Origin of the sequence: Pseudomonas sp. CFSAN084952 (assembly GCF_009648855.1) — a bacterium.
Taxonomy (GTDB): domain Bacteria; phylum Pseudomonadota; class Gammaproteobacteria; order Pseudomonadales; family Pseudomonadaceae; genus Aquipseudomonas; species Aquipseudomonas paracarnis.
Window position 1 is genome coordinate 1,286,447 of the sequence record NZ_CP045767.1, and the last position, 22,575, is coordinate 1,309,021.

General features: G+C 61.8%; 17 protein-coding genes. 4 read left to right on the forward strand and 13 right to left on the reverse strand.

All coding sequences use genetic code 11. The annotated features are described in order from the left end of the window. Positions 1-67: 67 nt before the first annotated feature. Positions 68-526, forward strand: a complete 459-nt coding sequence (locus GH769_RS06015; protein WP_019818740.1) for an SRPBCC family protein — start codon at positions 68-70, stop codon at positions 524-526. Between the two features lie 56 nt (positions 527-582). Here the strand turns inward: GH769_RS06015 and GH769_RS06020 are convergent, their stop codons facing one another. After that, positions 583-3,342 (reverse strand): autotransporter domain-containing protein, encoded by a 2,760-nt coding sequence (locus GH769_RS06020; protein WP_032903752.1) that lies wholly within the window; start codon positions 3,340-3,342, stop codon positions 583-585. 189 nt (positions 3,343-3,531) lie between these two features. Between GH769_RS06020 and GH769_RS06025 the strand changes: the two genes are divergently transcribed. The 3 genes from GH769_RS06025 to GH769_RS06035 all read left to right on the forward strand — a co-directional run bounded on the left by GH769_RS06025 (position 3,532) and on the right by GH769_RS06035 (position 7,301). Next, positions 3,532-5,889: a DNA polymerase II gene (locus GH769_RS06025; protein ID WP_032903753.1), complete on the forward strand. Its 2,358-nt coding sequence runs from the start codon at positions 3,532-3,534 to the stop codon at positions 5,887-5,889. A 48-nt stretch (positions 5,890-5,937) separates the two neighbouring features. Beyond that, positions 5,938-6,570 carry a glutathione S-transferase N-terminal domain-containing protein gene (locus GH769_RS06030; protein ID WP_032903754.1) on the forward strand — a complete coding sequence of 211 codons (633 nt, stop codon included), beginning with the start codon at positions 5,938-5,940 and terminating at the stop codon, positions 6,568-6,570. Positions 6,571-6,722: 152 nt separating this feature from the next. Then, entirely contained in the window at positions 6,723-7,301 is a 579-nt protein-coding gene (locus GH769_RS06035) for a DUF4174 domain-containing protein (RefSeq protein WP_019818734.1), read from the forward strand. Between the two features lie 36 nt (positions 7,302-7,337). Here GH769_RS06035 and GH769_RS06040 read toward each other — a convergent pair whose 3' ends face one another. The 12 genes from GH769_RS06040 to GH769_RS06095 all read right to left on the reverse strand — a co-directional run bounded on the left by GH769_RS06040 (position 7,338) and on the right by GH769_RS06095 (position 22,508). Continuing rightward, positions 7,338-8,744, reverse strand: coding sequence for a lipid II flippase MurJ (locus tag GH769_RS06040; RefSeq protein ID WP_032903756.1), 1,407 nt, complete (start codon positions 8,742-8,744; stop codon positions 7,338-7,340). Continuing rightward, positions 8,744-9,565: an acyltransferase gene (locus GH769_RS06045; protein ID WP_014717831.1), complete on the reverse strand. Its 822-nt coding sequence runs from the start codon at positions 9,563-9,565 to the stop codon at positions 8,744-8,746. Before GH769_RS06045 ends, GH769_RS06040 begins: the two co-directional genes overlap by 1 nt. Beyond that, a complete protein-coding gene (locus GH769_RS06050; RefSeq protein WP_153649495.1) occupies positions 9,562-10,965 on the reverse strand; it encodes an O-antigen ligase in 1,404 nt (467 codons plus the stop codon). Before GH769_RS06050 ends, GH769_RS06045 begins: the two co-directional genes overlap by 4 nt. Then, a complete protein-coding gene (locus GH769_RS06055) occupies positions 10,965-12,068 on the reverse strand; it encodes a glycosyltransferase family 1 protein (protein WP_032903758.1) in 1,104 nt (367 codons plus the stop codon). Before GH769_RS06055 ends, GH769_RS06050 begins: the two co-directional genes overlap by 1 nt. Next, positions 12,059-13,273 (reverse strand): glycosyltransferase family 4 protein, encoded by a 1,215-nt coding sequence (locus GH769_RS06060; RefSeq protein ID WP_032903760.1) that lies wholly within the window; start codon positions 13,271-13,273, stop codon positions 12,059-12,061. The genes GH769_RS06055 and GH769_RS06060 overlap by 10 nt, the downstream gene beginning before the upstream one ends. Before the next feature lie 22 nt (positions 13,274-13,295). Beyond that, the gene (locus GH769_RS06065) at positions 13,296-14,636 is read right to left on the reverse strand and encodes a beta-xylosidase (RefSeq protein WP_032903762.1); all 1,341 of its coding nucleotides are present in this window, start codon (positions 14,634-14,636) and stop codon (positions 13,296-13,298) included. Next, positions 14,633-15,814, reverse strand: a complete 1,182-nt coding sequence (locus GH769_RS06070; protein ID WP_032903764.1) for a glycosyltransferase — start codon at positions 15,812-15,814, stop codon at positions 14,633-14,635. The genes GH769_RS06065 and GH769_RS06070 overlap by 4 nt, the downstream gene beginning before the upstream one ends. Beyond that, entirely contained in the window at positions 15,814-17,793 is a 1,980-nt protein-coding gene (locus tag GH769_RS06075; protein ID WP_020302539.1) for an exopolysaccharide transport family protein, read from the reverse strand. The genes GH769_RS06070 and GH769_RS06075 overlap by 1 nt, the downstream gene beginning before the upstream one ends. 70 nt (positions 17,794-17,863) lie before the next feature. Continuing rightward, complete coding sequence (locus GH769_RS06080; RefSeq protein WP_032903766.1) at positions 17,864-18,691, reverse strand: polysaccharide biosynthesis/export family protein; 828 nt, start codon at positions 18,689-18,691, stop codon at positions 17,864-17,866. 6 nt (positions 18,692-18,697) lie between these two features. Beyond that, on the reverse strand, positions 18,698-19,609 hold the full coding sequence (locus GH769_RS06085) for a glycosyltransferase family 2 protein (RefSeq protein ID WP_032903767.1): 912 nt from the start codon (positions 19,607-19,609) through the stop codon (positions 18,698-18,700). Then, on the reverse strand, positions 19,609-21,069 hold the full coding sequence (locus GH769_RS06090; protein ID WP_032903768.1) for a mannose-1-phosphate guanylyltransferase/mannose-6-phosphate isomerase: 1,461 nt from the start codon (positions 21,067-21,069) through the stop codon (positions 19,609-19,611). Before GH769_RS06090 ends, GH769_RS06085 begins: the two co-directional genes overlap by 1 nt. Beyond that, positions 21,069-22,508: an undecaprenyl-phosphate glucose phosphotransferase gene (locus GH769_RS06095; protein ID WP_014717841.1), complete on the reverse strand. Its 1,440-nt coding sequence runs from the start codon at positions 22,506-22,508 to the stop codon at positions 21,069-21,071. The genes GH769_RS06090 and GH769_RS06095 overlap by 1 nt, the downstream gene beginning before the upstream one ends. Positions 22,509-22,575: the final 67 nt, after the last annotated feature.

Consider the following 22,575-nt stretch of genomic DNA (forward strand, 5'->3'; position numbering starts at 1 on the left):
TCATCGCGCACAACGCAAGGTTGCGCATTGGTTGATGTCGCCTAGTGTTCAGTGAAGGAGGTGACTCATGCACGTATTAGATCGCATCGAACGCAAGGTGCTGCTCAGCGCATCACGTAAACAGGTCTGGGAGGCACTCACGCAGGCCGAGCAATTTGGTAACTGGTTCGGTATCGCGCTTAAAGGTAAAACCTTTGTGGCCGGAGAAACCATCGAAGCGCCAATTACCTACCCAGGTTACGAACATGTCGTGTGGAAGGCCAGGATCGAACGCATCCTGCCCCAAACGCTGTTTTCTTTCTGGTGGCATCCTTTTGCAGTGGAAGAGGGCGTCGACTACGACAAGGAAACACCGACGCTGGTGGAGTTCACGATTGAGGATCGCGCTCCAGGCATCCTCTTGCGGGTCGTCGAGTCCGGTTTTGACCAGATCCCCGAAGCGCGGCGCCAGAAAGCCTTCAAGATGAACTCCCGTGGCTGGGACGAACAAATGAGCAATATCGAAAGCTATCTGAATCAAGCCTGACCCGAACGGGCATCATGGTTGATGCCCGGCTTCACGCCAGCGTGCATTCGATTGCTTTAGAAACTCATCTGCCACTGGCCGACCACCGCATGATTGCGGCTATTGCTACCCAGCTCGCCGTTATAACCGACACTCAGGTTCTGCTGCGCAGACAAACCCACCGCCAACCCCACTTCAACCATCAAGCCGTCGCGGTCCAGTGCGCTGCCTTCAATATTGAACGCGTCGCCGCCAATCAAAAAAGCCTGCCGAGTCTTACTGTCGACATTGCCATAGAGGTGCCGCCAGCCGAAGCTGGCCTGCGGGGTCAGGCTGATGCCATTGTCCAGTTGGCTCAGATGAGCCAGGCGCACCCCGAAGGTACTGCTGACATTGTCCTGGGTTTGTGCATCCACCTTGAGTGAAGCATCGCCGCCTTTCTCGCGGTAGTTGTCGCGGTGATAGCGCTGATAGCCGAGGTTGGCGAAGGGTTCGATATTCAATCGGCCGTTACCCAGCATGTAACCCATCTCGGCAAAGGCTTGCTGGCTATTGGCATCGTAATCACCCTTGGGGCGCTCGCTGAAACCTGCGAATTCCACTGTGCGCTTGTTGTTACCCCTGTGCTGGCTGTACGCAGCCCCCAGGCGCAACGCAACTGGGCCATCCTGGCGTACGGCATATGCCCCCGCGTGCCAGCTGCGCAATGAATTATCGACGTTGTGGCTGTCCATATCGGTCTTCGAATAGCCGCCCAGTACACCCAGGCGCCAGAGAGGCGACAAGGACCAGTCAATACCCAGCAGACTGCCTTGTGTGCGTTGCTGTGAAGACGCATTGCCGTGTTGACCATCAAGCTTGCCGTAGCTGCCGATACCTTGCAGCCACACGCGGCCTCGCGCGTTTGGATCATTCAAGTTGCGGGCACTGCTGGGGATGCCACTTATGGCCAGCTCAGGTGTTTGTACTGGATCAAGCCCGACGAGCAAGCTTGAACTGCTGCTCATCTGGCGCATGGCCGACAGCATGGACGTGGCCACCTGGCTGCTGGCCGCCAGTGTGGCACTGGCGAGGTTGGCGTTGCTGCTGCCTGCCAGGGCCTCGAGCGCGGCGCTGGCCGTAGTCTCCGAGGTGGCCAGCAGCGCGTCGTAGAGCGGGTTGGGGTTTCGCATCATGGAGGGCGGGGGGAAACTGCCATCCCAGTTGCTCCAGTGGCGCCACGTGATGGACTCGATGCTGTTGACTGCGTGGGCGGCGTTACGGGTACGGGCGTAATCGATGAACTCGACATCGTTGCGTGTGTAGCTCAGGTTCACCCGGTTATTGTCGTAGCTGAGTGTTGGCGTCAGGAAGGCGTAGTAGCTGCGCAGGTTGGAGTCATCAAAGGTCCCCGTGATGCTGCCTGCTTGCAGGACCGTGTACGTGCTGTGCCAGGGATAGTCCATCGAGTAACCCGGCTGCGGCCACAAATAGGCACCGTTGAGGCTGGCATTGCCGACCACATGGGTGGTCGCAGCACTGCCGTCGGGATAAGTAGCGAACTCGAATGCAGAGCCTGGCTTCATGATCAGGTTGCCGTTGACCTGAGGAGCGCCGACAACGGTATCCGTGATCAATCTCCCGCTGACGGTAAGATTGTTGACTGAGCCTCGGCCCCGGTAAGTCGCGCCTTGGTCGACGATCACGTCACCAGCGATGTTGCCCTGGTTGTTTAAGTGACCATTGGCAGAGAGGCGTGCGCCTTCGCTGAAATCGCCGCGACCATTGAGTACCCAGTAGCCGCGACTCACTTGTAGTACGTCAAAATTGCGCGTCGCCTCGACCGTCCCGTCGGGTTCACGCGTATCTGAAGGATAATATTGGTAGCCCTCCAGAATCATGGTGTTATGCCCTGCGCCGCCGTCAACTAACCCCTCAAAACGGGCGCCGGGGTACAGCGTCAAGGTGTCGTTGCCGCCCCCCATGTCCAGGGCTACACCATTACTCCCGCTGATCAGGGCACCGTTGAATACCCGGTCGTCGAAATTACCGATAAAGCGTGCGCCATAGCCATCAAGCCCACGCAGGTCGACGAAATTTCTCAGCTCCGTTGCGCCGGTTGCCGGCCCATCATGGCCATCACTGACTAAGAGGCCATTGTTGGTACCTGTGATTGAGCCGGTACGTGGAATGCCTGTGGAAGGATCAAACCTGCCGCCGTTAAACAGGTAGCCACCGCCAATCGATACCCCATCGCTGGTGTTGGCTCGGCCATTATTGTCCGCTCCACTGGCGCCCAATGCCCGGATAACGCCAGAGTTTTCGATGTGGGCAATGCCTCCTATGCGTAGGCCATCGCCGTCGATATTCTCCAGGCGTCCTTCTCGTGCGCCAGTGATCGTGCCGTCGTTGTAAACCGTGGCATCACCCGTTATCGAAACCCCAGCGCCGTCACGTCCGGTAAGCGTGCCATTATTGCTCAGCAAATTGAGTTGTTCGCCTGAGATTGCATGCCGGGCGCCCGAGATTACCCCGGTGTTGTCGATGCGCACATCGGTCGCAGCGCCCAGGCTGATCGCGTCTAATTTATCGGCACTGATCGAGCCGTCATTTTGAATGAAGACATTGCGTTGCCAATCAGGCAGGTTTTGGCGAACGCTGACGGCGGTCGTATGGGTGGTGATGCTGCCGGTCTTGGTCACCCACAAACTGGGATTGTAAAAATAGCCACTGCCCACGGTGAGCGGGGTATTGGTTGGGGTATCGATGAATGCTTGAGCAAGGCTGGCAGGAGAAAGCGAGGCGCCGGAAACAATCAACGAAATAGTCAGGGCCAGACGGCGGGGGACGAACGACATGCGCGAAATCCTTTTCTTGAATCGCGCTATCTTCCTATATAGCCATTTGATATTGCCAGCGCATTCTTATCCTAAAAAGCGATGACATCCTTTTTATGATATTGCGCGCTAGATGTGCGTTTACCCGACGCCTTGGCCCGGATGCCGAGTAGAATCACGCCCTGAACGCGATTCTTGAGGTGCGGTACGGTGGATTTACAGCAGGGGTTTGTCCTGACCCGGCATTGGCGCGATACCCCGGCGGGTACCGAGGTCAGCTTCTGGCTGGCCACCGACCAAGGGCCACGGTGCATTCGCCTACCCGTGCAGACCTCGGTGGTGTTCATCCCGCAAGCCCACCGCAAGCCGCTCGATTGGCTGCTCAAGGGTGAACGTGATCTCGAGTTGCGCCCCTTGCAGCTATGCGACTTTCATCACCGCCCGGTTCTGGGCCTCTATGCGCGCCAGCACCGCCAGTTGATGGATATCGAGAAGCGCCTGCGCGCTGCCGGAGTCGATGTCTACGAAGGTGACGTGCGCCCGCCGGAGCGCTACATGATGGAGCGTTTTATCACCGCTCCCGTCTGGTTCGGGGGCACCGCTGATGCAAGCGGCACCGTGCTCGACGCGCAGATGAAGCCTGCCCCCGACTATCGCCCGCCCTTGAAGCTGGTGTCCCTGGATATCGAGACCACCGCCCAGGGCGATCTCTATTCCATCGCCCTCGAAGGCTGCGGCGAGCGCCAGGTGTACATGCTCGGCCCGCCGAACAAAACCGACGCGGTGGATTTCAAGCTCGACTATTGCGACACCCGTGCTCAACTGCTCGAGCGCCTCAACCAATGGCTGGCCACTTTCGACCCCGACGCGATCATCGGCTGGAATGTGGTGCAGTTCGACCTGCGCGTACTCCACGAACACGCCCAGCGCCTGAACGTGCCGCTGTTGCTGGGGCGTGGCGGTGAAACCATGGCCTGGCGCGAACATGGCAGCCGCAATCACTACTTTGCGGCGGCGGCGGGGCGGTTGATCATCGACGGTATCGAAGCGTTGCGCTCGGCCACTTGGAGTTTTGAATCCTTCAGCCTTGAAAACGTCGCGCAAACCCTGCTTGGCGAAGGCAAGGACATCTCCACGCCGTACCAGCGCATGGACGAAATCAACCGCATGTTCGCCGAGGACAAACCCGCCCTGGCGCGCTACAACCTCAAGGACTGCGAACTGGTCACGCGGATTTTCGAGAAGACCGAGCTGCTCAAGTTCTTGCTCGAACGCGCCAGCGTCACCGGGTTGCCGGCCGACCGTAACGGCGGCTCGGTGGCCGCCTTCACCCACCTGTACATGCCGTTGATGCACCGCCAGGGTTTCGTCGCGCCGAACCTGGGTGACAAACCGCCCCAAGCCAGCCCCGGCGGGTTTGTCATGGACTCGCGCCCGGGCCTCTATGAATCGGTGCTGGTGCTGGACTACAAAAGCCTTTACCCATCGATCATCCGCAGTTTCCTCATCGACCCGGTCGGCTTGATCGAAGGCCTCAAACATCCTGACGACAGCGACTCGGTGGAAGGCTTTCGCGGCGCACGCTTCTCCCGCACCCGGCATTGCCTGCCGTCCATCGTCACCCGGGTGTCCGAAGGCCGCGAAGAGGCCAAGCGCGAGCGCAATGCGCCGTTGTCCCAGGCACTGAAGATCATCATGAACGCCTTTTACGGTGTGCTCGGCTCCAGCGGCTGCCGGTTCTTCGACACCCGGCTGGCATCCTCGATCACCCTGCGGGGGCACCAGATCATGCGCCAGACCCGCGCGCTGGTTGAGGCCCAAGGGTACGAGGTGATTTACGGTGACACCGACTCCACCTTCGTCTGGCTGGGCAGCGCGCACTCTGCGCAGGACGCCAATCGCATCGGCCTGGCGCTGGTGCAGCACGTCAACGACTGGTGGCGCGCGCACCTGAGCAACGAGTACGGCCTGCAAAGCGCCCTGGAGCTGCAATACGAAACCCACTTCAGCCGCTTCCTGATGCCGACCATTCGTGGCGCCGAGGAGGGCAGCAAAAAGCGCTATGCGGGCCTGGTCGTGCGCGAAGATGGCGGCGAAGAAATGGTCTACAAAGGCCTGGAAACCGTGCGCAGCGACTGGTCGCCCCTGGCCCGGCAATTCCAGCAGGAACTCTACCAACGCATCTTCCATCGCCAACCCCATCAAGACTACATACGCGATTACGTGCGGCGTACCTTGAGCGGCGAATTCGATGAGTTGCTGATCTACCGCAAACGCCTGCGCCGGCCCTTGCACGACTACGAACGCAACGTCCCGCCCCACGTACGCGCCGCGCGCCTGGCGGACGAGTACAACGATCGCCTGGGCCGCCCGCGCCAGTACCAGCGCGGTGGCTGGATCAGCTACGTGATCAGCGTCAACGGCCCGGAACCGCTGGAAGTGCGGCAGGCGCCCATCGACTACGACCACTACGTCACGCGCCAATTGCAGCCCGTGGCTGACGCAATCCTGCCGTTCGTGAATGACGATTTCGGTACCCTGGTAGGCGGGCAGATGGGGCTATTCTAGGTAATCACCACAGGCTCAATATTGCCCATCGCTCAGGAGGAAACGCCCATGTACACCCTTTACGGCACCGACGAATCCGGATCCTGCATGATCGAAATCGCCCTGCAGCGCTGCGCAGTGCCGTGGCATCGCGTGCAGGCCAGTTCCTGGCAGGACGGCGAGGGTAGCGACGCCCTTGCACGTATCAATCCACTCAAGCAGATCCCCACCCTGGTCACTCCAAATGGCCAGGTACTGACCGAAAGCGCCGCGATCCTGATCCACCTCGGCCTGGAGTATCCCAAGGCCGAGTTGCTGGCCGGCGATCGTACGCAGATCCTGCGCGGCTTGCTGTACATCGCCGCCAACTGCTATTCGGCGATCGGCATCATCGACTACCCGCAACGCTGGTTGGGCAATGCCGATGAGGCGCAGCAAGCACAACTGGTCAGCGGCACACGGCGCTACCTGCATCAGGCCTGGGTCGTGTTTGCCGATCAGTTTGCCGGCCAACTGTTTACACCCAGCAACGCGCCGAATGCACTGGGCATCATGGCGGCGGCGGTATCGCGTTGGGACGATGCGCGCGAGGTGCTCGGCAACCTGGCGCCGGGCTTTGCGCAGAGCCTGGAGCGGGTAGACGCCGACCCTGTCGTGGCCCCCGTTTTTGCCCGGCATTGGCCGCAGTGGAAGGTCTCGTAACCGGAAGAAACAATGACCAGGCCACTGTCCAAGCCCTTGCGTAGCGGGCTTCCTGACCTACGCTTCTCAAGGTGGTGTAGGAATCATCCTTGAATTTGGCTGTCGCAGACATGAAACTCAAGAACCCTGCATGGAATTCAAAGGAGGTGCGCATGCTCATCCGGTCGCTGACCCTGGCTACCTTGATGGCTTTTACGGGGCCGTTGTTGGCCGCTGATGATAATCCGCTCAAGCAGGAGTTGGGCAAGACGCGCCCCCTGGTGGTCGTGGAGCTTGATGCTGGAAACCCGACACTGGCAACGCTGAAGAAACAACTGGAAGAGGCTGCCACCAAGCAGTCCTTCGAAGAGCGCAGCATGGTGTTCTATACCGTGAAGTTCGGCAGCATTGGCGCTGAAGGAGAGAAGTTCGCCAAGGACCCAAAGGACAGCAAAAAGCTCACGCCGCCTGAAACCAACGCGCTGATCCGCGCCCTCAAGCTCGGCGTCGGCAGCGGCACCAAGGTGATTCTGATCGGCAAGGACGGTGAGAAGAAACTCGAAAAAACCGTGCCACCGGACAGCCTTGACCTGAAGGAGTTCTTCAGCGCCATTGACCAGATGCCTCAGGCGGAAAAGGAGCTTGCCGCACCTGCGGAGCCGGAGCCTGTTCCAGCCGCGCCAGCGGCTGCGGCCAAGGGCACCAAGCCCGCCAAGCCCGGCAACAAAGCCCCCAAGCCGCTGGAAGATTGAACAGGTCCCCTCCCACCGTTCTGGTGGGAACCGGCCTCAGGCTTTCCACGGCTTGAGCCAAAGCCCCAACCCCACCAACACCAGCGCGCCGGCCAGGCTACTCAACCCCAACTGCCACCCATCGTTGTGCAAGGGGTGCAGGGCCAGCGCCGCCACACCCAACAGCACCCCGCTCAAGCCCCACTGCAATGGCCAGCCCAGTTGGCCGAGCAGTTGCTGGCGGTGCATCAGCAACAAGTTCGTCACCACGACGCCACCCAACGCCGCCAAGGCGATCCCCGGCAGGCCGATACAATAGGGCAGCACCACCAGCAAGGCGGCGTTGACCAGGCTGCCCAGCAGTTCGCAATTGAGCGGCAGGCGCGTGTCGCCGCTGGCATAGGCATAGCGAGCGAGCATCGCGTTCCAGGCGCCAAACACCAGAGGCGTGGCGAACCAGGCCAGCAGCGCCGGCAGTGGGCCATCGACGCTCTGGGCGGGCATCAGCAGATGGATCAGCGTGGGGCTGGCGCCAATCAGGCCGAAGGCCGCAGGCAGGCTCAGCAGGGTCGCTGCATCCAGGCCGCGACGCAGCAGGGCCAGGCGCTGCTGACCTTGTTCGCCGCTCATCATGCCCAGCAGCACTTGGTTGAGGCTCATCAGGGCGATCAATGGCAGGTTGATCAGCTTGCGTGCGAGGTTAACCCACGTCACCGCGCCTTCCCCCAGGAAACTGGCGATCAATCGCTCCAGTAGCGCCAGGCCCTGGCTGGCCACGTTGCTGGCCAACAACGGGCCGATGCGGCCCAGCAATTCGCGGCCTGCCAGCGGGTCGCCGCTGATCTGCCACGGCCGCCAGCCGAAAGACCAGACCGGCACCAGCAACGGTAGGCACATCAACACACTGCCGGCAAAAAAGCTCATGGCCAGTTCGGCACTGTCGCTGGAGCTGCCACGGATAAACAGGTACAGCACCGGTGGCAGATTGAACAGTAAAGAGCCCAGGCCCGGCAGGACAAAACGTTGGCGTGCCTGTAAGGGAATACTGAACAGCCCATGCATCACCAGGCCCGGCGCACAGGCTGCCAGCCAACGCAAGTTAGCGGCGGCTTCGGCATGGGCCGCCACGTCCAGGCCGGGGCCGATCAGGCGCACCCACAGTGGCGCGCCCAGCGCCAGTACGGCAAACAGCGCCAGGCCCACTCCCAGCAGGCGTGGGGATAGGCTGGCCAGCCAGGCCTGCTGGCGGTGTGGGTCGCGTTGTTGATAGAGGGGCAGGGCAGCCGCCGCAAGCAAGCCGGCGGCCAGGGTCATGCGCAATGCTTCGGGCAAAAACACCGCCACCAGAAACCCGTCGCTGCGACTGCCCGCGCCCCAGGCCGCCACCAGCAGCCATTCGCGGGCGAAACCGGCGACCAGCCCTGCGAGGGTCGCGATGGTCAGCCAGAGCGTGCTGCCGAACATCAGTGAAACAGGGTGAACAGGCCTTTGCCACCCACCTTGTAGTTCAGATCATGGCAACGTTCGCCCATGATTTTGGCCCCGGAACCGCCAATGATTTTGTAGGGGGCTACTGCCTTGGCCACCACGGTATTGGCGCTGATCACTGAACCATAGCCCAGGTGCGTGCCGTAGCCGATCAATGCCCGGCTGCCGATCCATACGTAGTCGTCGATGTAGATCGGCCCGGAAATCGACCAGAACTCTGGTGCCTGCAAATCATGACTGCCGGCGATGATCAGCACGTGGGAGGCGATCGCCACGTGGTTACCGATCACCAGCCCGGCGCGGGCGTCCACCTGGCAATGCCAACCGATTACCGAATCGTCGCCGACCACCAGATTGTGCATGCCCAGCACCTCGGTGTTACGCCACAAGCTGGAGCCCTTGCCGATCTTCGCGCCACCCAGGCGCAGCCAGGCGATGCGTACATGGTGGCTGGGGATCTTGTTGATCAAGATGTTGTAGGCCATGTCCCAGACACTGCGCCACCGGTCTTTGACGGTCGCCCAGTTTTTGCCGTAACGCGGCAGTAGCTGGGCCGCAAGGTCCTGTTTCATCCGGTGGAACAGGCGGCGCGCCACCGGGTGCTCAATCGCGGTTTCCAGATCGATGGAGCTGATCCAGAAGCGCTTGTTGTCGCCTTCGCCTTCTTCAAATACCACGTCGTTGGCCAGGCACCAGTCCAGCGCCTCTTCCAGGTCCGGCAGGCTCACGCCCATTTCAGCGGCCAGCGTGGGGAGGCGGTCACGCAAGTCGGTGGAGTGGATCATCCGGTGCTTCATGGTTGGTTATCCTTTGGCGCAATAGCAGCAACAGGGGCGGTAATGGAGGGGCGCAGACGCACCTGTTGCAGGCTCATGCCCATCAACAGCCAGAACAGCGCGATCAGTACAAAGGTGAAGCTGAAATAATGGTCGAAAATCCCCGTCAGCAGTGCCGCCAACACACCACAGAGGCACCCCAGCCACAGCGCATTGTCGGCGGTGACTTTGCGCACCTGGCCCAGGGGGCGCACTTCGCGCCACCACAACAGGGTGACGGTGATAAACAGCAGCATCCCTGGAATGCCGACTTTGTAGATGAAGTTCAGCCACAGGTTGGAGATCCCCAACAGATTGGAGCCGGGCACGGGCGGGTCGATCTTGAAGCCGATCCCCAGGGGGTAGGTCGCCATGGCGGTGGGGAACCGGGCGTACTCGTCAAAGCGGATTTCGGTACTGGCGTTGGTGGTCGAGAAGATGGTCAGCAAGCGCTCCTGCAACGGCGGATAGAACATCACCAGCGCAACGGCGAACGCCGCCCCGATACCGATAATGCGTCCGCTGTTCGGCACGCGCTTGTAGGCCAGCCAGATCAATACCAGCGCCAGGGCCACGATGGCACCACGGGAAATACTCAGCAGCAGGCCGGCACACCCCAGCACCGCCACCGCCAGGCCCAGGGCCCGACGCCCGCCGCTGCGGGTCCAGCCATAGAACAGCGCCAGGGGAATAAACAGCACCAGCACGCCACCGGTCAGGTTGGGGTGCACCCAGGGCGAGGCCATGCGCGTGTAGTTGGCAGAGAAAATATCCTTCACCGCTTCCGGGTGGGCGTATTTGAGGTCGGTGAGAATATCGATCATCGACATCGCATTGCGCGTCTTCAGGAACATGAAGATCGACAGCAGCAGCATCGCCAGGTTACCCAGCAACAGGGCGACCACCACCTTGTCGCGGTCGGCGTCGGTGCGCAGCAACAGCGGCACGATAAACAACATCGACAGGTTCATCAGCCAGCGCACCCAGTTCACCGGCCCGTTGCCTTCGGCATGGATGATCAGCATGCCCCAGATAAACGGAATGGTGCTGAACAGCATCAGCCACATCAGCGCCCGCTCGGTCGGTCGCCACAGCATGAAACCGCGGGTCTTGCCGATGAACGATTGCCAGAACACCCCGACCCAGGTCAGCCCCAACACCGCCTCGCTGACGGTGGTACGGATGCCCAGTTGCAAGGTGGTGTAGGGAATACTGGTGGCCAGTACCGCGAAAATCAGCAAGCCCCACAGGGGAAAGCGGATCAGGGTCAAGGCCACGGCCACACCGGCTACCACCAGCATGACCTTGATCGGCGACAGGGCCAACAGCAACCCGCCGAACACCAGGCCCAGCAGCAGACTGACGAATTTTCCTGGCAGCATTAGCGGTCCAATTCCTTGAGCAAAGTGTCCAGGCGCGCGCGATAAGCCGGTTCGGCAAATTGCCGGGCCCAGGCGCGGTGTGTTTCGCCGTCTTGCGTGGCCTCGGCGCCGGCCAGTTGTTGCATGACCTTGTGCAGTTGCTCGGCGTCATGGGGGGCGAAGCGCGGGGCATCGGGCGGCGCGATTTCATCCAGGGCGCTGCCGCGTGCCACCGCTACTGGCGTGCCGACACTCAAGGCTTCCACCACCGGCAGGCCAAAGCCTTCGGCATAGGATGGCTGCCACAGGCACGCGGCATGACGGTAGAGCGCTTGCAGTTGCCCGTCCGATAAACCGCTGCACCAATGCAGGCCCGGCAGCTCACCGAGTGCCGCCGGTACATCGCTGGCGTGGCCCACCAGAACCAAGTCCGGCACATCAGGGTTCAGCGCACGGCAGGCCTGCCATTGGCGCAGAAAGAACTCCATGTTCTTGCGCGGCTCCCGCGTGCCCACCACCAGCCAGTAACGCGCCGGCAGGTTGGCGGGCAGCGGTTCTGGCGCTGCATTCAATTCGGGCACCAAGTTGTTCAGCACGCGGAACTTGGCCCGTGCCCAGGGGAACAGGCGCGCGGCTTCATTGCAGGAAAACTGCGACGGGCACCACACCCGATCAGCCTGCCACACCGACCAGGCAATCGAGGCCCCGTCGATCAGGCGGTAGGCCAGGGCCTTGAGTTTGGAGCGATGGAAGTTGCGGTGGGTCAACTGAAACAGGTCATGCAGCACCAGTACATAGCGGGTGCCGGCGGGTTTACGGCACAACGGCAAGCCCATATTGGCGGTGGCGATGTACAGGTCGATCTGCTGCTCGTGCAGCGCCCTGGGCAAGAACCCGCGCTCGAACCGCAGGCGCACTTGTGGGCGTTGCAGGCCGTCCAGCGGGCTGGCCCAGGCCGGGCAAACGGCAGTCTGGCGCTGCGGATGCTCCAGGGGCGCTTCGCTGAACAGCACCACCTCGGTGTTGCCCCGCGCGCGCAGGGCGTCTTCCAGGGCCACGACCTGGCGGGCGATGCCCGAAGACGGCGCAACCGTGGCGGGGCGATAGTCCAGGGCTACACGCATGGCTGAGACTCCTTGGCGGTGAGCAAGCTGCGGTAGAGGTGCTCCAGTTCATTAGCCGCCACCGCCCAGTCGTGGTATTGCCGCGCGTAGTCGCGTGCCGCATCGGCCAGTCGCCCGGCCAGCGCCGGTTCATCCAGCAGGCGCACAACGGCGTCGGCCAGGGCCTCAGCGTTTTCGCCGGCCAAGTAATGTACCTGTGGCTGTACCGCCAACCCGGACACGCCCTGGGCCGTGCTCAGCAGCGGCAAGCCGGCGGCCATCGCCTCCAACACCTTGAGCTTGGAGCCGCCGCCATGGCGCAACGGGGCGACAAAACCGGCGCAGCGGCGTTGCAAGGCACACAGGTCGGGAACAAACCCCAGCCACTCGATACGTTCATCGGGCCAGCGCTCGCGCCAGTGTTCGGGTAAGCCATAGCCGACCACTGCCAGGCGTGCGCTCGGGCACTGCAACCAGAGCCTGGGGAAGATCTCGTCGAGCAGCCACTGCACGGCGTCCAGGTTCGGTGCGTACTCGTAATTGCCGACGAACAACAGGCGCTGGCTCTGCGCATCGGCGCTGACCTCGGCAAAGGCGCGGCTGTCGACCCCATTGACCACCACGCTTACCGGCGTCGACGACAACGGCCGCATGGCCTGAGCGTCCGCCTCGGTCACGGCGACCACATGAGCGGCGGCATCGAACGCCTTGCGTTCCCATTGCCGGCAGCGCCACTGGTCATACTGTACAAACGGTGTGGCCCACTTGGGGAAACGGTCGTAAGTGGCGCCGCCGAGGCTCGATTCCAGGTTGTGCTCGGTCAGCACAAACTCGCGCCGTTGCTGCTGCAAGGTGCGCAGAAACGGCTGCAGGCTGTAGCTGTGTTCTACCTGAATCACGTCCCAGCGCTCATTCAACAATTGCGCAAACTGGGCCTGCAACGGTGCCGACAGGCCGTTGACCGTGGTCAACAGCGGCCAGGGCGCGAACAGGCCGCCGAGCAGGGTCAGCGGATGTTTCAGCGGCCGGCGTGGAACGACGATCAGGCGTTCGAGTAACGGCTCCAAGGCCGCATGCGCCGCGTCATCGGCCGGCGTTTTCGATTGCGCCAGCAGCGTGATGCGATGCCCGCGCTCACTCAAGGTGCGCAGCAAATGGTACTGCCGCGTCTTGCCGCCGCTGGTGGTCGGCCACGGCAGGTAGGGCACAATCCAGAGGATTCTCATGTACAGCTCTCCATGCCCGGGGCTACCACACCAGTATCTGCAAACTTGGCTTCACCGCTGGGCGAATACCGTTGTCGTCGCTCAGGGTTTGCCGGGCGCCGGTCAGCGGGTCCAGCAGTTCTGCGTGTTTGATGCCGGGCAGGCTGATGCTGCTGCCTTTGGCGCTCCAATACATCAGCAGGTGTTTTCCGTCAGGGCGGGTCCAGGCCACGCTGTAGAAGCTGTCCGGTACATCCTGCAACTGCGGCGTGTTGCCGGGTTCAAGCGTGGGGCCGGTAATCTCCAGGAAGCGGGCGAGGGCGGTGTATACCGGCTTGGGTTCGCCATCAAGGTTCAACAGGCCGTAATGCTGGTCGCGTGGCGAGGCGCGTTGGTCGAGGTCGGACAGCGCGAACAGGAAAATCTTCTGGTAGTCCTGGGACGCCATCAACGCCAGGCGGCGCAAGGTGTAGTCGGCCTGCCCGTCGATACCGATCAGGTCCTGCATCTCCTTGGGGCCGGCGTAGCTGGACCAGCCCCACTCGGTGGCCCATACGTTCTTGATCCCGGCGCCGTGCAGCATTGAGTTGAGTTGATCACCGCGCAGCAGCACTTCGTTCTTGCCCGGCTCATCGGTTTCCGGGGTCATCGAATAAGGGTGATAGGCCGCGACCATGCCCAGGTTTTGCACACCCAGCGCGCCGAGTGCTTCGAACATCAGGGTTTTGCCACGCGGCGGCATTTGGCTGTAGTACGCCATGCCGCCCATGACCTGCAGTTTGCCGGGCGCGGCAAGGTTCAGGGCCTGGTGACTGGCCAATAACAATTGCCCGTACTCCTTGGCGTCGACTTTGGGGCGCCAGTTGTTCGGCAGGTTCTGCTCGTTCCACACCTGCCAGGCATCAATAGTGGGGTAGCGTTTGGCCAGAAGTGCCAGGCGCAGCGCGTACACTTCCGGATCCCGCGGTCGGTACTGATCCTGGAACTGCGCACCCTTGGGGGCGGTGGTGATAAAGGGCGCCGAGCCCACCAGGTAAAACACCGAGCGGATTTTTTCAGCGGTCAGGGTGCGGTCCAGTTCATCGAAGGTGTTGAGCTGATAACCGTCTTCTTTGGGCTCCAGGCGATCCCAGTGCAGGTCGACCCGCACCCATTGCAATCCAAGCTTTTTATACTGCTTGATCTGCTTGTGGTACTGCTCGGGTGTGAACCACAGAAAGTGTGCGTTTACGCCGAGAAAGTCCTTCCAGACGACGGTGCGCTCCGGGGCCAGGTTCACCGGCTGCGCATCGACTTTTTCACTCAACAGCAGGGCGCTACCGACGGCGATTGACAGCGCCAGCGGCAAGTAGCGCCACAGTGGGCGAACGGATGACAGGTTCATCGCAACGGCTCCTCACAAGCATCCCGAAATAATTCAGCAAACCGCTGGGCCGTGTTGGCCCACTGGCGTTGGTGGCCGATTTCTCCAGCCCGGGCGGCCCATTGCTGCGCCTGTTGCGGGTCGAGGATCAATCGGCTCAAGGCGTTGCTCAAGGACGCTGTATCGCCCTGCTGATAGGTGATGCCATTACCGCCAGCCACCTCTTCGGCAAAGGCGCGGGCGTTGGAGGTGATCACCCCGCGCCCGCATGCATTGGCCCACGACAGCGCGCCACTGGTGCCGCGCATTTGCCCTAGGAAACTGAGTTTTTTCGATTCGCGATAGGGCAGCACCATCACGTGGTGCGCCTGGATCGTAGAAGGGATCTGCGCCGATGGCAGGTCCAGTTGCCAGTCCACCACATCCTCAAGATGCAGGGCGCTGATCTGCTCGCGCAGGCCATCAAGGTAGTTGCCGGCGGGGTCAAAGGTCATTTCCGGCGCGGTGCCACCGGCCAGGGTCAGGCGTACCTGGCTTCGGCATTGCGGGTGGGCGGCCAGTGACTGGGCCAGGGCCTGGAGCAGGTCTTCAATGCCCTTGCCACGGTAGATAAAACCGAAATACAACAGGCGCAGTGGCGCCAATGGCGGCAACGCCTGGGGCACGATGGGCAGGTTGCCATGGGCAATCACCGCCACCTGTTGCGGGCGCAGGCCCATGCGCTGGCGCAGGCAGTCGCCGCCCAGGCGGGTGAGGGTGATCAGCCGGCGCATGCCTTTGGCCAGGCGCCGTTCCTCGTGCAAGGTCAACGGGTCGGCCAGCAGCGCTGCCGCATGGGGCAGCGGGTGGGGCAGGCGTTCAAGCAGGGTCAAGGGGAAAAACAGCTTGGCTCGGCGCCAGATCAGGCGCTCCGGGTCATGCACCGTGGCGGTCAACGGCAGGTGCGGTTGCGCCCGGCGCAGGTACTCCAGCGCCTGGAACTCACCGAAGCGCCCACCCCCCAGTTCGGCATGCACCAGGTCCACGCCGCGCCAGTCGAAGGCCTGCAGGCGCTTCAACTGTTCAGGCAATTCCAGGCAGCCGGCGAGCGGGGTCACCACCTCCAGCCCCTGTTCGATCAACGCATGGCGCAGATGCGCGGCGTAATCGGCGATCCCGGTCTGCTCCGGTGGCAGCGGCGCCAGCAGTGCGATACGCATCAGGCCGCCCCGCGCCAGCTGTTGAGTCGTGCCAGCACCTTGGCCGGCACTTCGAAGCGACGGCGGTTGAGGATCATGCCGTCGACTTTGCCGAACGCGGTGGTCAGCAACGACACGGCATTTTCGATCGTCGGTACGGTGCTGGTGCGGGCCTCGATCACCAGTACGATCTGGTCAGCGCGGCGCAGCGTCAGGAAGGCCTGCGGGTTGGAGGACAGCGCCGAGGCGTCCAGCAGCAACACCTCACCCGGCGTTGGCGCGCTCGCCCCATCGACCGAGACGCGGTGACCACGTTCCTCCAGCAGACGCTTGAGTTGCGAGGCGATAAAGGTCACACCCTCGCCATGGCGCGCCGAGGTTAGGCCCAGGGCAAAACCTTCGGCGGCAATGCGATCCAGGGGCAGCAGGCTGTACAAGCGGTAGAGGCTGGCGGTGACGGCTGCCGGCGTTGCGTCTTGCACATCGGGAATGCTGCTCCACAGCGGCACATGGAACATCTCCTGCAAGCGCGTGCCATCGTGGATGCGCTGGTCCAGCAGGTACAGCACATAGATGGTCAGCAAGCCCACGGCCACGCCGGCGGGAATGGCGAACAACAGCATCAGCAGGCTCTTGGGAAACACGCGGGCCGGGTTAAGGGTGGCGTGTTCGATCAGGGCAATGTTACTGATCTGGCTATTGTCCAGTTCGTGGTCGATTCGCGCCTGTTCAAGATTGTCCGAGTACAACGCATAGCTCTTTTCGGCCGTGCGCAGTTGTTGGCTCAGGGTGTTGAGTTGCGGTTCATCGGTCATCGCCTGGTCACGCTGGGCGCGCAGTTCGGCAAGGGTCTTGTCGTAGTTCTCGATTTCCCCGGCCAGTTTGCGCTCTTGCAACTGGGCGTCGATCATTTGCTGTTTAACGTTGATCACCAGGCTGTTGGGCGCGGTGTTCTGCGAGCGTTCCAGGCGTGTAGCTTCCTGGGCGCTGAGGGCTTCCATGTCGCGGATGTTCTGCTCGATCTGATTGACCTGCGGCGTGCCCGGCAGGTAAGTGCGCAGCAGCCGAGCCCGCTCCACTTGCAGCGCATTGAGCTGGCGCTTGAGGTCGAGCTGGGTGGGGTTGAGGCTGGTTTCGCGCATCGTGACCACGTCTGCCGGCTGGCTCTTGATCTGCTGGCTGGCGTTGGCCAGGAGGCTGCGAATCCCCGATATCTGGTTCTGTGCGCTGACCTTGGCATCGGTGACGCGGTCGATCTGGTTGGTCAGGTTCTTCAGGCGTGCATCGACACTGATCGAGTCGATCTGCTTCAAGCGGCCTTGCAACTGATCTTTCAGACTCTGGATGTTCTCTGCCACCTTGGCGCGTTCGGTTTCATAGAAGGTGTGCAGGCTCTTGCGCCCGAGAATTCGTGCACGCTCTTCAAGGTAGGCATTGACCCATTCCTCGACGATTTTTTGCGCCACCGCCGGATCGTCCCAGGTGAAGGAAATCTCGATCACCGAAGAACCCGGCTCGTGACCGGCGGTGAAGTTCTTCTCCAGTGAGGTCGCCAGGCGTTCCAGCGGGCTTTGTTTCTCGGCAAGGCCGACGAACTGCAGCACACTACGAATGCCATTGATGACTTCGCCCACGCCCTTTTTGATGTAGAACTTGGTGACCTTCCAGAAGCCTTGCGGCGGTTCGGCGGTCATCGCCATATAGCGCTCGGCGACGATATGCACGATGGGCCGGCCGGTGAGCATTTTTTCTTCGTCGACAATCGGGTCGTGCTGGGTGCTCGGGGCAATCAGCGTCTGACGGTTGGCGGCTTCGATCGGCAACGTGGTGTTGTCCCGGCCCGGCTTGACCAGCAAGCGCGCGTCCGACTCGTAGCGAGCCGGCAACAGGAAGGCACCCAGCACGGCAACGACGATCGTGGTGATCACGGCCAGTTTGAATTCGCGGCGGTAGATGAAAAACAGCCGCAGCAGGTCGCGAAGAGAGCGGATTTCGATCACAGGATCACTCCATTGCATATGGGGGTTACGAAAGGCGGGAACGCTTGGTTCGAGTGATACGAAGCCCGCTTCATAATCCTTGGCCTGCGTTGATGGTTGGGTTGTTGTAGATGGTGTTGCCGCTGTTTTTCACGTCGCTCTTGTTCAGGTCGTAATTCAAGCCAATGCCAATCCCTTTGTTGATCGGAAACAGCTTGGTGAAGTACATGTCCACGGCCTCCACCGTCGCGCCGATGCCCGACTGCGGCACAAAGATCAAATCGCCGCGCTGCAACGCCACCCGCGGGTGATTGGGGTTGGTCAGCATGCTTTCCAGGCTGATGAAGTACGTCCTGTACTTGCCGTCGGGCCCGGTACGCAGCAAGGCCACGTTGGAGGCATCCGCCGAGGGCAATACACCACCGGAGCTGAGCAGCGCCTGCTCGACGCTGACGTTGCCGGCCAGGTCGAAAAACGCCGGGTTGGACACCGCGCCGCCGATAAACACCTTGTTGCTCGGTGCGCTGGCGATGTTCACCGTCACCGCAGGTTCGCGGTAGATGCGCTTGTACTTCTCGGTGATCTCCTTGCCCAGGTCTTCGGGCGTGCGCAAGGCCGCCTTGACCCGGCCAATGTTGGGTACCGAGATCACGCCGTCGGGGCGCACCACGAATATCGTCATGTCATCGGCCGCCGCCGGCTCCTGGGCATCACGCACGATACGCAGCGAGTCGCCGCTCTGGATCAGCACCTGCGGCGGTGGCAGGTCGGCCAGGGTCAGCGCCGCTTGATGGCCGGCCTTGAGCGTAGTGTTGTCAGGAAGCGGCACCCGCGCGGGGGTCGAACAACCGGCCAGCCAGATTGAGGTGCTCAAAAGGCCGAGCAGGGTAAGACGGAAACGTCGGTTGATAGTCTTCATGACGGCTCAAGTCCAGTAGGTGGAAAACATGCCCAGGCGCCGTTTAAGCGCGTTGGGCAGGTGGCGTTCAAGGTGGCCGAGGCGATAGCCCAGCAATTTAAAGGCACTGCGCACCACCACTTCGGGGGCGCGATACAGCGCGTTGGCCTCGCGCAATGCGTGCAGTTCGGCCAGCACATAACGTTTGCCTTCGCCGCCGGCGTCGCCAAACGCCTGGCGAATCCACGGTTCGCGGCCGTAGAACACACCGATATCGAAGTAGCGGCGAAACTCTTCCAGCAAGCGGTAATCGTGGGAGTGATACACCTGCGCGCTCGCGGCATAGCGCACCTGGTAACCGGCCAGCAGCATGCGCGCGGCCACATAGGCGTCTTCACTGCCAATCACATCCTGGGGGAAACCGCCCACCGCGCTCAGGGCGCTGCGCCGGTACACCGAAAACGAGTCAGAGCTGAAGCAGGTCTTGATGCCCAGTTGCGCTGCATCGTCCAGGCGCTTGGTGCGGCTGGCCGCCGGGTAATTGAAGTGCCGCGACTGCGCGCCGAGCACGCCGGCGCCGGGGTGCGGCAGCTGCCGTCCATAGGCCACGCCATTGAGCGGCTCCAGTTGCAGCTCGCTGATCAGGTTGGCGAAGGTCTCGGCGGTGGCGGGAATCGCGTCCTGGGTCATCACGATCAAGGCGTCGCCGCCCACCTGTTCACTGGCCCAGCGCCGGGTGCCGCCGTGGTTGAAGTCGCGGGCATCAATCACCTCCACACGTGCGCCAAACTCGCGAAAGCGCGCCACGGTGTCATCGCTCGATGCGCTGTCGACCACCAGCATCTCGTCCGGTTGCAACGTCTGCATGCGCAGCGCTGGCAACAGGCGGTCCAGGTGACTGGCCGCGTTGCGGGTGGGGATGATCAATGACGTACGCATCAGGGCTTCACTTCAACTGGCGCGCGGCCGTAGATGTCGTCATAACGCACGATGTCGTCTTCACCCAGGTACTCACCGCTCTGTACCTCGATCATCACCAGGTCGATGATGCCGGGGTTGGTCAGGCGGTGCTTGTGCCCGGCGGGAATGTAGGTGGACTCGTTCATGTTGAGCAGGATCTCGCGTTCGCCATTGGTGATCATCGCTGCGCCGCTGACCACTACCCAATGCTCGCTGCGGTGATGGTGCATTTGCAGAGACAGCGAGCCTTTGGGCTTGACCACGATGCGCTTGATTTTGAACCGCGTGCTTTCCTCCAGCACCGTGTAGGTGCCCCAAGGCCGGGTGACAGTGCGGTGCAGGCTGAACGCCGGGTGATTCTGGCGCTTGAGTTCGGCAACGATATGCCGCACGTCCTGGCTGCGATGGGCGTCGGCGATCAGCAGGGCGTCCGGGGTGTCGACGATGATCAGGTCGCGCACGCCCACCGCACCGAGTACCCGCTTGGGCGAATCGATGTAGCAGTTATGTACGTCGTGCAGGATCGCCTCGCCATTGATCTGGTTGCCATTGTCATCACTGGGCGTGAGTTGGCGCAGGGCTTCCCAGGAGCCGATATCGCTCCAGCCAATGTCGCAGGGCACGACCGCGACCTGGGCGGATTTTTCCATCAGCGCCACATCAATGGAGATATCCGGCGCGGTGCCGAAACCTTCAGGGCTCAGTTCGCGCTGGCGACTGCTGCTGTTTTGCAGGCTCTGGCTGTGCTCCAGTGCCGCCTTGGCCGCCTCCAGAACCGCCGGGGCGTGGCTGGCCAATTCTTCCAGCAGGGTGGCTGCCTTGAAGCAGAACATGCCGGCATTCCACAGGTGCTTGCCGCCGTCCAGGTAGCCTTGGGCGGTGGCTTGGTCGGGCTTTTCGACAAAGCGCTGCACCCGAAACCCAGCGCCCAGTGCCGGCCCTTGTTCGATATAGCCAAAGCCGGTTTCTGCTCGGTCAGGCTGGATGCCAAAGGTCACCAGGTAACCGGCCTCGGCCAATGCGCGGGCTTTTTCCACCGCCTGGGCAAAGGCGTCTTCATCGAGGACCAGATGATCGGCCGGCATCACCAGCAACTGCGCGTCTGCGCCGAAATGCTCCTGCACATGCAACGCAGCCACGGCGATGGCGGCGGCGGTGTTGCGGCCAAACGGCTCCAGCAGCAGGTCGAGGCCCAGGCGCTGGGTGTTCACCGCGCGGTAGTCGTCCAGGGTGCGAAACAGCAGGTCGCGGTTGGTCACGGTCAGGATGCTGTCGACGCCCGGCAAGTGACTGGCCCGCAGGAAGGTCTTCTGCAACAGGCTCTGGTCGTCGCGCATGCGCATGAACGGCTTGGGCATGTTCTGCCGCGAAACCGGCCACAGCCGCGTACCCGAACCACCGGAGATGATGCACGGGATCAATCCGTTAAGTGGGTTCATCAATAGACTTCCTTGGTGGAAAGAACGGCCGGGACCGTCATGAAAACGATGTAGAGGTCCAGCCACACGGACCATTTGGCGATGTATTCCAGGTCGTATTCGACCCGTTTCTGAATCTTGAACAGCGTGTCGGTCTCGCCGCGGTAACCATTGATCTGCGCCCAGCCGGTGATGCCAGGCTTGACCCGATGGCGCGAGCTGTATTCGCTGACCGCTTGCTCGAAAGGAATCCCGGCCGCCTTGGTGGCCGTGGCGTGGGGGCGCGGGCCGACCATCGACATATTGCCCAGCAGTACGTTGAACAGCTGGGGCAGCTCATCGATGCTGGTCTTGCGGATGATCCTGCCGACCCGGGTAATGCGCGGGTCCTGGCGCGTGGTCTGGTTTTCGGCGTTGAGGTCGGTCTGTTCGACGTACATTGAGCGGAACTTGAATACCCGGATCAGGTTGTCGTTGTAGCCAAAGCGCTTCTGGCGAAACAGCACCGGGCCCTTGGAATCGAGTTTGATCGCGATGGCGGTCACCAGCATCACCGGCGACAGCAGCAGCAGGCCGATGCTGGCCAGCAGCAGGTCTTCACAACGTTTGATAAAGGGCGACCAGCCCCGCAGTGGCAACTGCGAGGTGTTGAACATCAGGATGCCGCCCACATCGGTGATGCGGTTATGGCCGTAGCGCAGGGCGGCCATATCCGGCACCAGCATGACGTTCACCGACATCTGCCGCAGGCGCTTGACCAACCCATTGATGCGCTGCTCGGCAGCCCAGGGCAGGGTGATCATCACCTGGTTGACCTGTTCGGAGCGGATCAGCTTTTCCAGGTCGCGGGTATTGCCCAGCAACGGCAGGCGGCTCAATTCCTTGGGAATGCGCTCGGTACGGTCGTCGATAAAACCGATCAGGCCGGAGCGGATGTCACTGTTGCGCGACAGGTGTTCAGCCACATGCACGGCCGTGTCGGTAAAGCCCAGGATCACGGTGCGCTGGAGGAATTTGCCGTTATCCATCAGATGGCGGTACAGGCGCAGCATCAATATCCGCTCCACGCCAAACAGCACCAGGCTCATGGAAAACCAGGCCGCCAGGTTGCGTGGGCTCAACTGTGGGAAGAGCAGCAGGATCTGGTACATGAACAGCAGGATGCAAAACGCCGAGACCCAGGCCACCAGCATCACGCGAAAACGCAGGCGGTTGCTGAACAGATCCTCGGAGTACACCCCCAGAGCCTGGAACAGAATGATGGTCAGGAGCGCAAAAAACACCAGCAGGCCCAGGTAGTGGTTGCGCATGTGCTCGGCGACGGGGTCCGGGTAGAACAACAGAATAATGGCCGGCACCACAGCCGTAAGGCCGTGGATCAGTTTCACGAAAACGACAAAAAACTCAACGAAACCGGGACGAGTCAGAAACAGGCTATCGACCGACGATTTACCGCGCATAAATCAGATCCTCAATACACCACCAGAACGTTCCTATTCGTTTGCTCATCCATAAGGCAGCTTTGCT

What these genes read in the sequence shown, in the direction of transcription:
- GH769_RS06015 (WP_019818740.1), top strand. Translation starts at nt 68, where the DNA reads ATGCACGTATTAGATCGCATCGAACGCAAGGTGCTGCTCAGCGCATCA.
- GH769_RS06020 (WP_032903752.1), bottom strand. Translation starts at nt 3,342, where the DNA reads ATGTCGTTCGTCCCCCGCCGTCTGGCCCTGACTATTTCGTTGATTGTT.
- GH769_RS06030 (WP_032903754.1), top strand. Translation starts at nt 5,938, where the DNA reads ATGTACACCCTTTACGGCACCGACGAATCCGGATCCTGCATGATCGAA.
- GH769_RS06035 (WP_019818734.1), top strand. Translation starts at nt 6,723, where the DNA reads ATGCTCATCCGGTCGCTGACCCTGGCTACCTTGATGGCTTTTACGGGG.
- GH769_RS06040 (WP_032903756.1), bottom strand. Translation starts at nt 8,744, where the DNA reads ATGTTCGGCAGCACGCTCTGGCTGACCATCGCGACCCTCGCAGGGCTG.
- GH769_RS06045 (WP_014717831.1), bottom strand. Translation starts at nt 9,565, where the DNA reads ATGAAGCACCGGATGATCCACTCCACCGACTTGCGTGACCGCCTCCCC.
- GH769_RS06050 (WP_153649495.1), bottom strand. Translation starts at nt 10,965, where the DNA reads ATGCTGCCAGGAAAATTCGTCAGTCTGCTGCTGGGCCTGGTGTTCGGC.
- GH769_RS06055 (WP_032903758.1), bottom strand. Translation starts at nt 12,068, where the DNA reads ATGCGTGTAGCCCTGGACTATCGCCCCGCCACGGTTGCGCCGTCTTCG.
- GH769_RS06060 (WP_032903760.1), bottom strand. Translation starts at nt 13,273, where the DNA reads ATGAGAATCCTCTGGATTGTGCCCTACCTGCCGTGGCCGACCACCAGC.
- GH769_RS06065 (WP_032903762.1), bottom strand. Translation starts at nt 14,636, where the DNA reads ATGAACCTGTCATCCGTTCGCCCACTGTGGCGCTACTTGCCGCTGGCG.
- GH769_RS06070 (WP_032903764.1), bottom strand. Translation starts at nt 15,814, where the DNA reads ATGCGTATCGCACTGCTGGCGCCGCTGCCACCGGAGCAGACCGGGATC.
- GH769_RS06080 (WP_032903766.1), bottom strand. Translation starts at nt 18,691, where the DNA reads ATGAAGACTATCAACCGACGTTTCCGTCTTACCCTGCTCGGCCTTTTG.
- GH769_RS06085 (WP_032903767.1), bottom strand. Translation starts at nt 19,609, where the DNA reads ATGCGTACGTCATTGATCATCCCCACCCGCAACGCGGCCAGTCACCTG.
- GH769_RS06090 (WP_032903768.1), bottom strand. Translation starts at nt 21,069, where the DNA reads ATGAACCCACTTAACGGATTGATCCCGTGCATCATCTCCGGTGGTTCG.
- GH769_RS06095 (WP_014717841.1), bottom strand. Translation starts at nt 22,508, where the DNA reads ATGCGCGGTAAATCGTCGGTCGATAGCCTGTTTCTGACTCGTCCCGGT.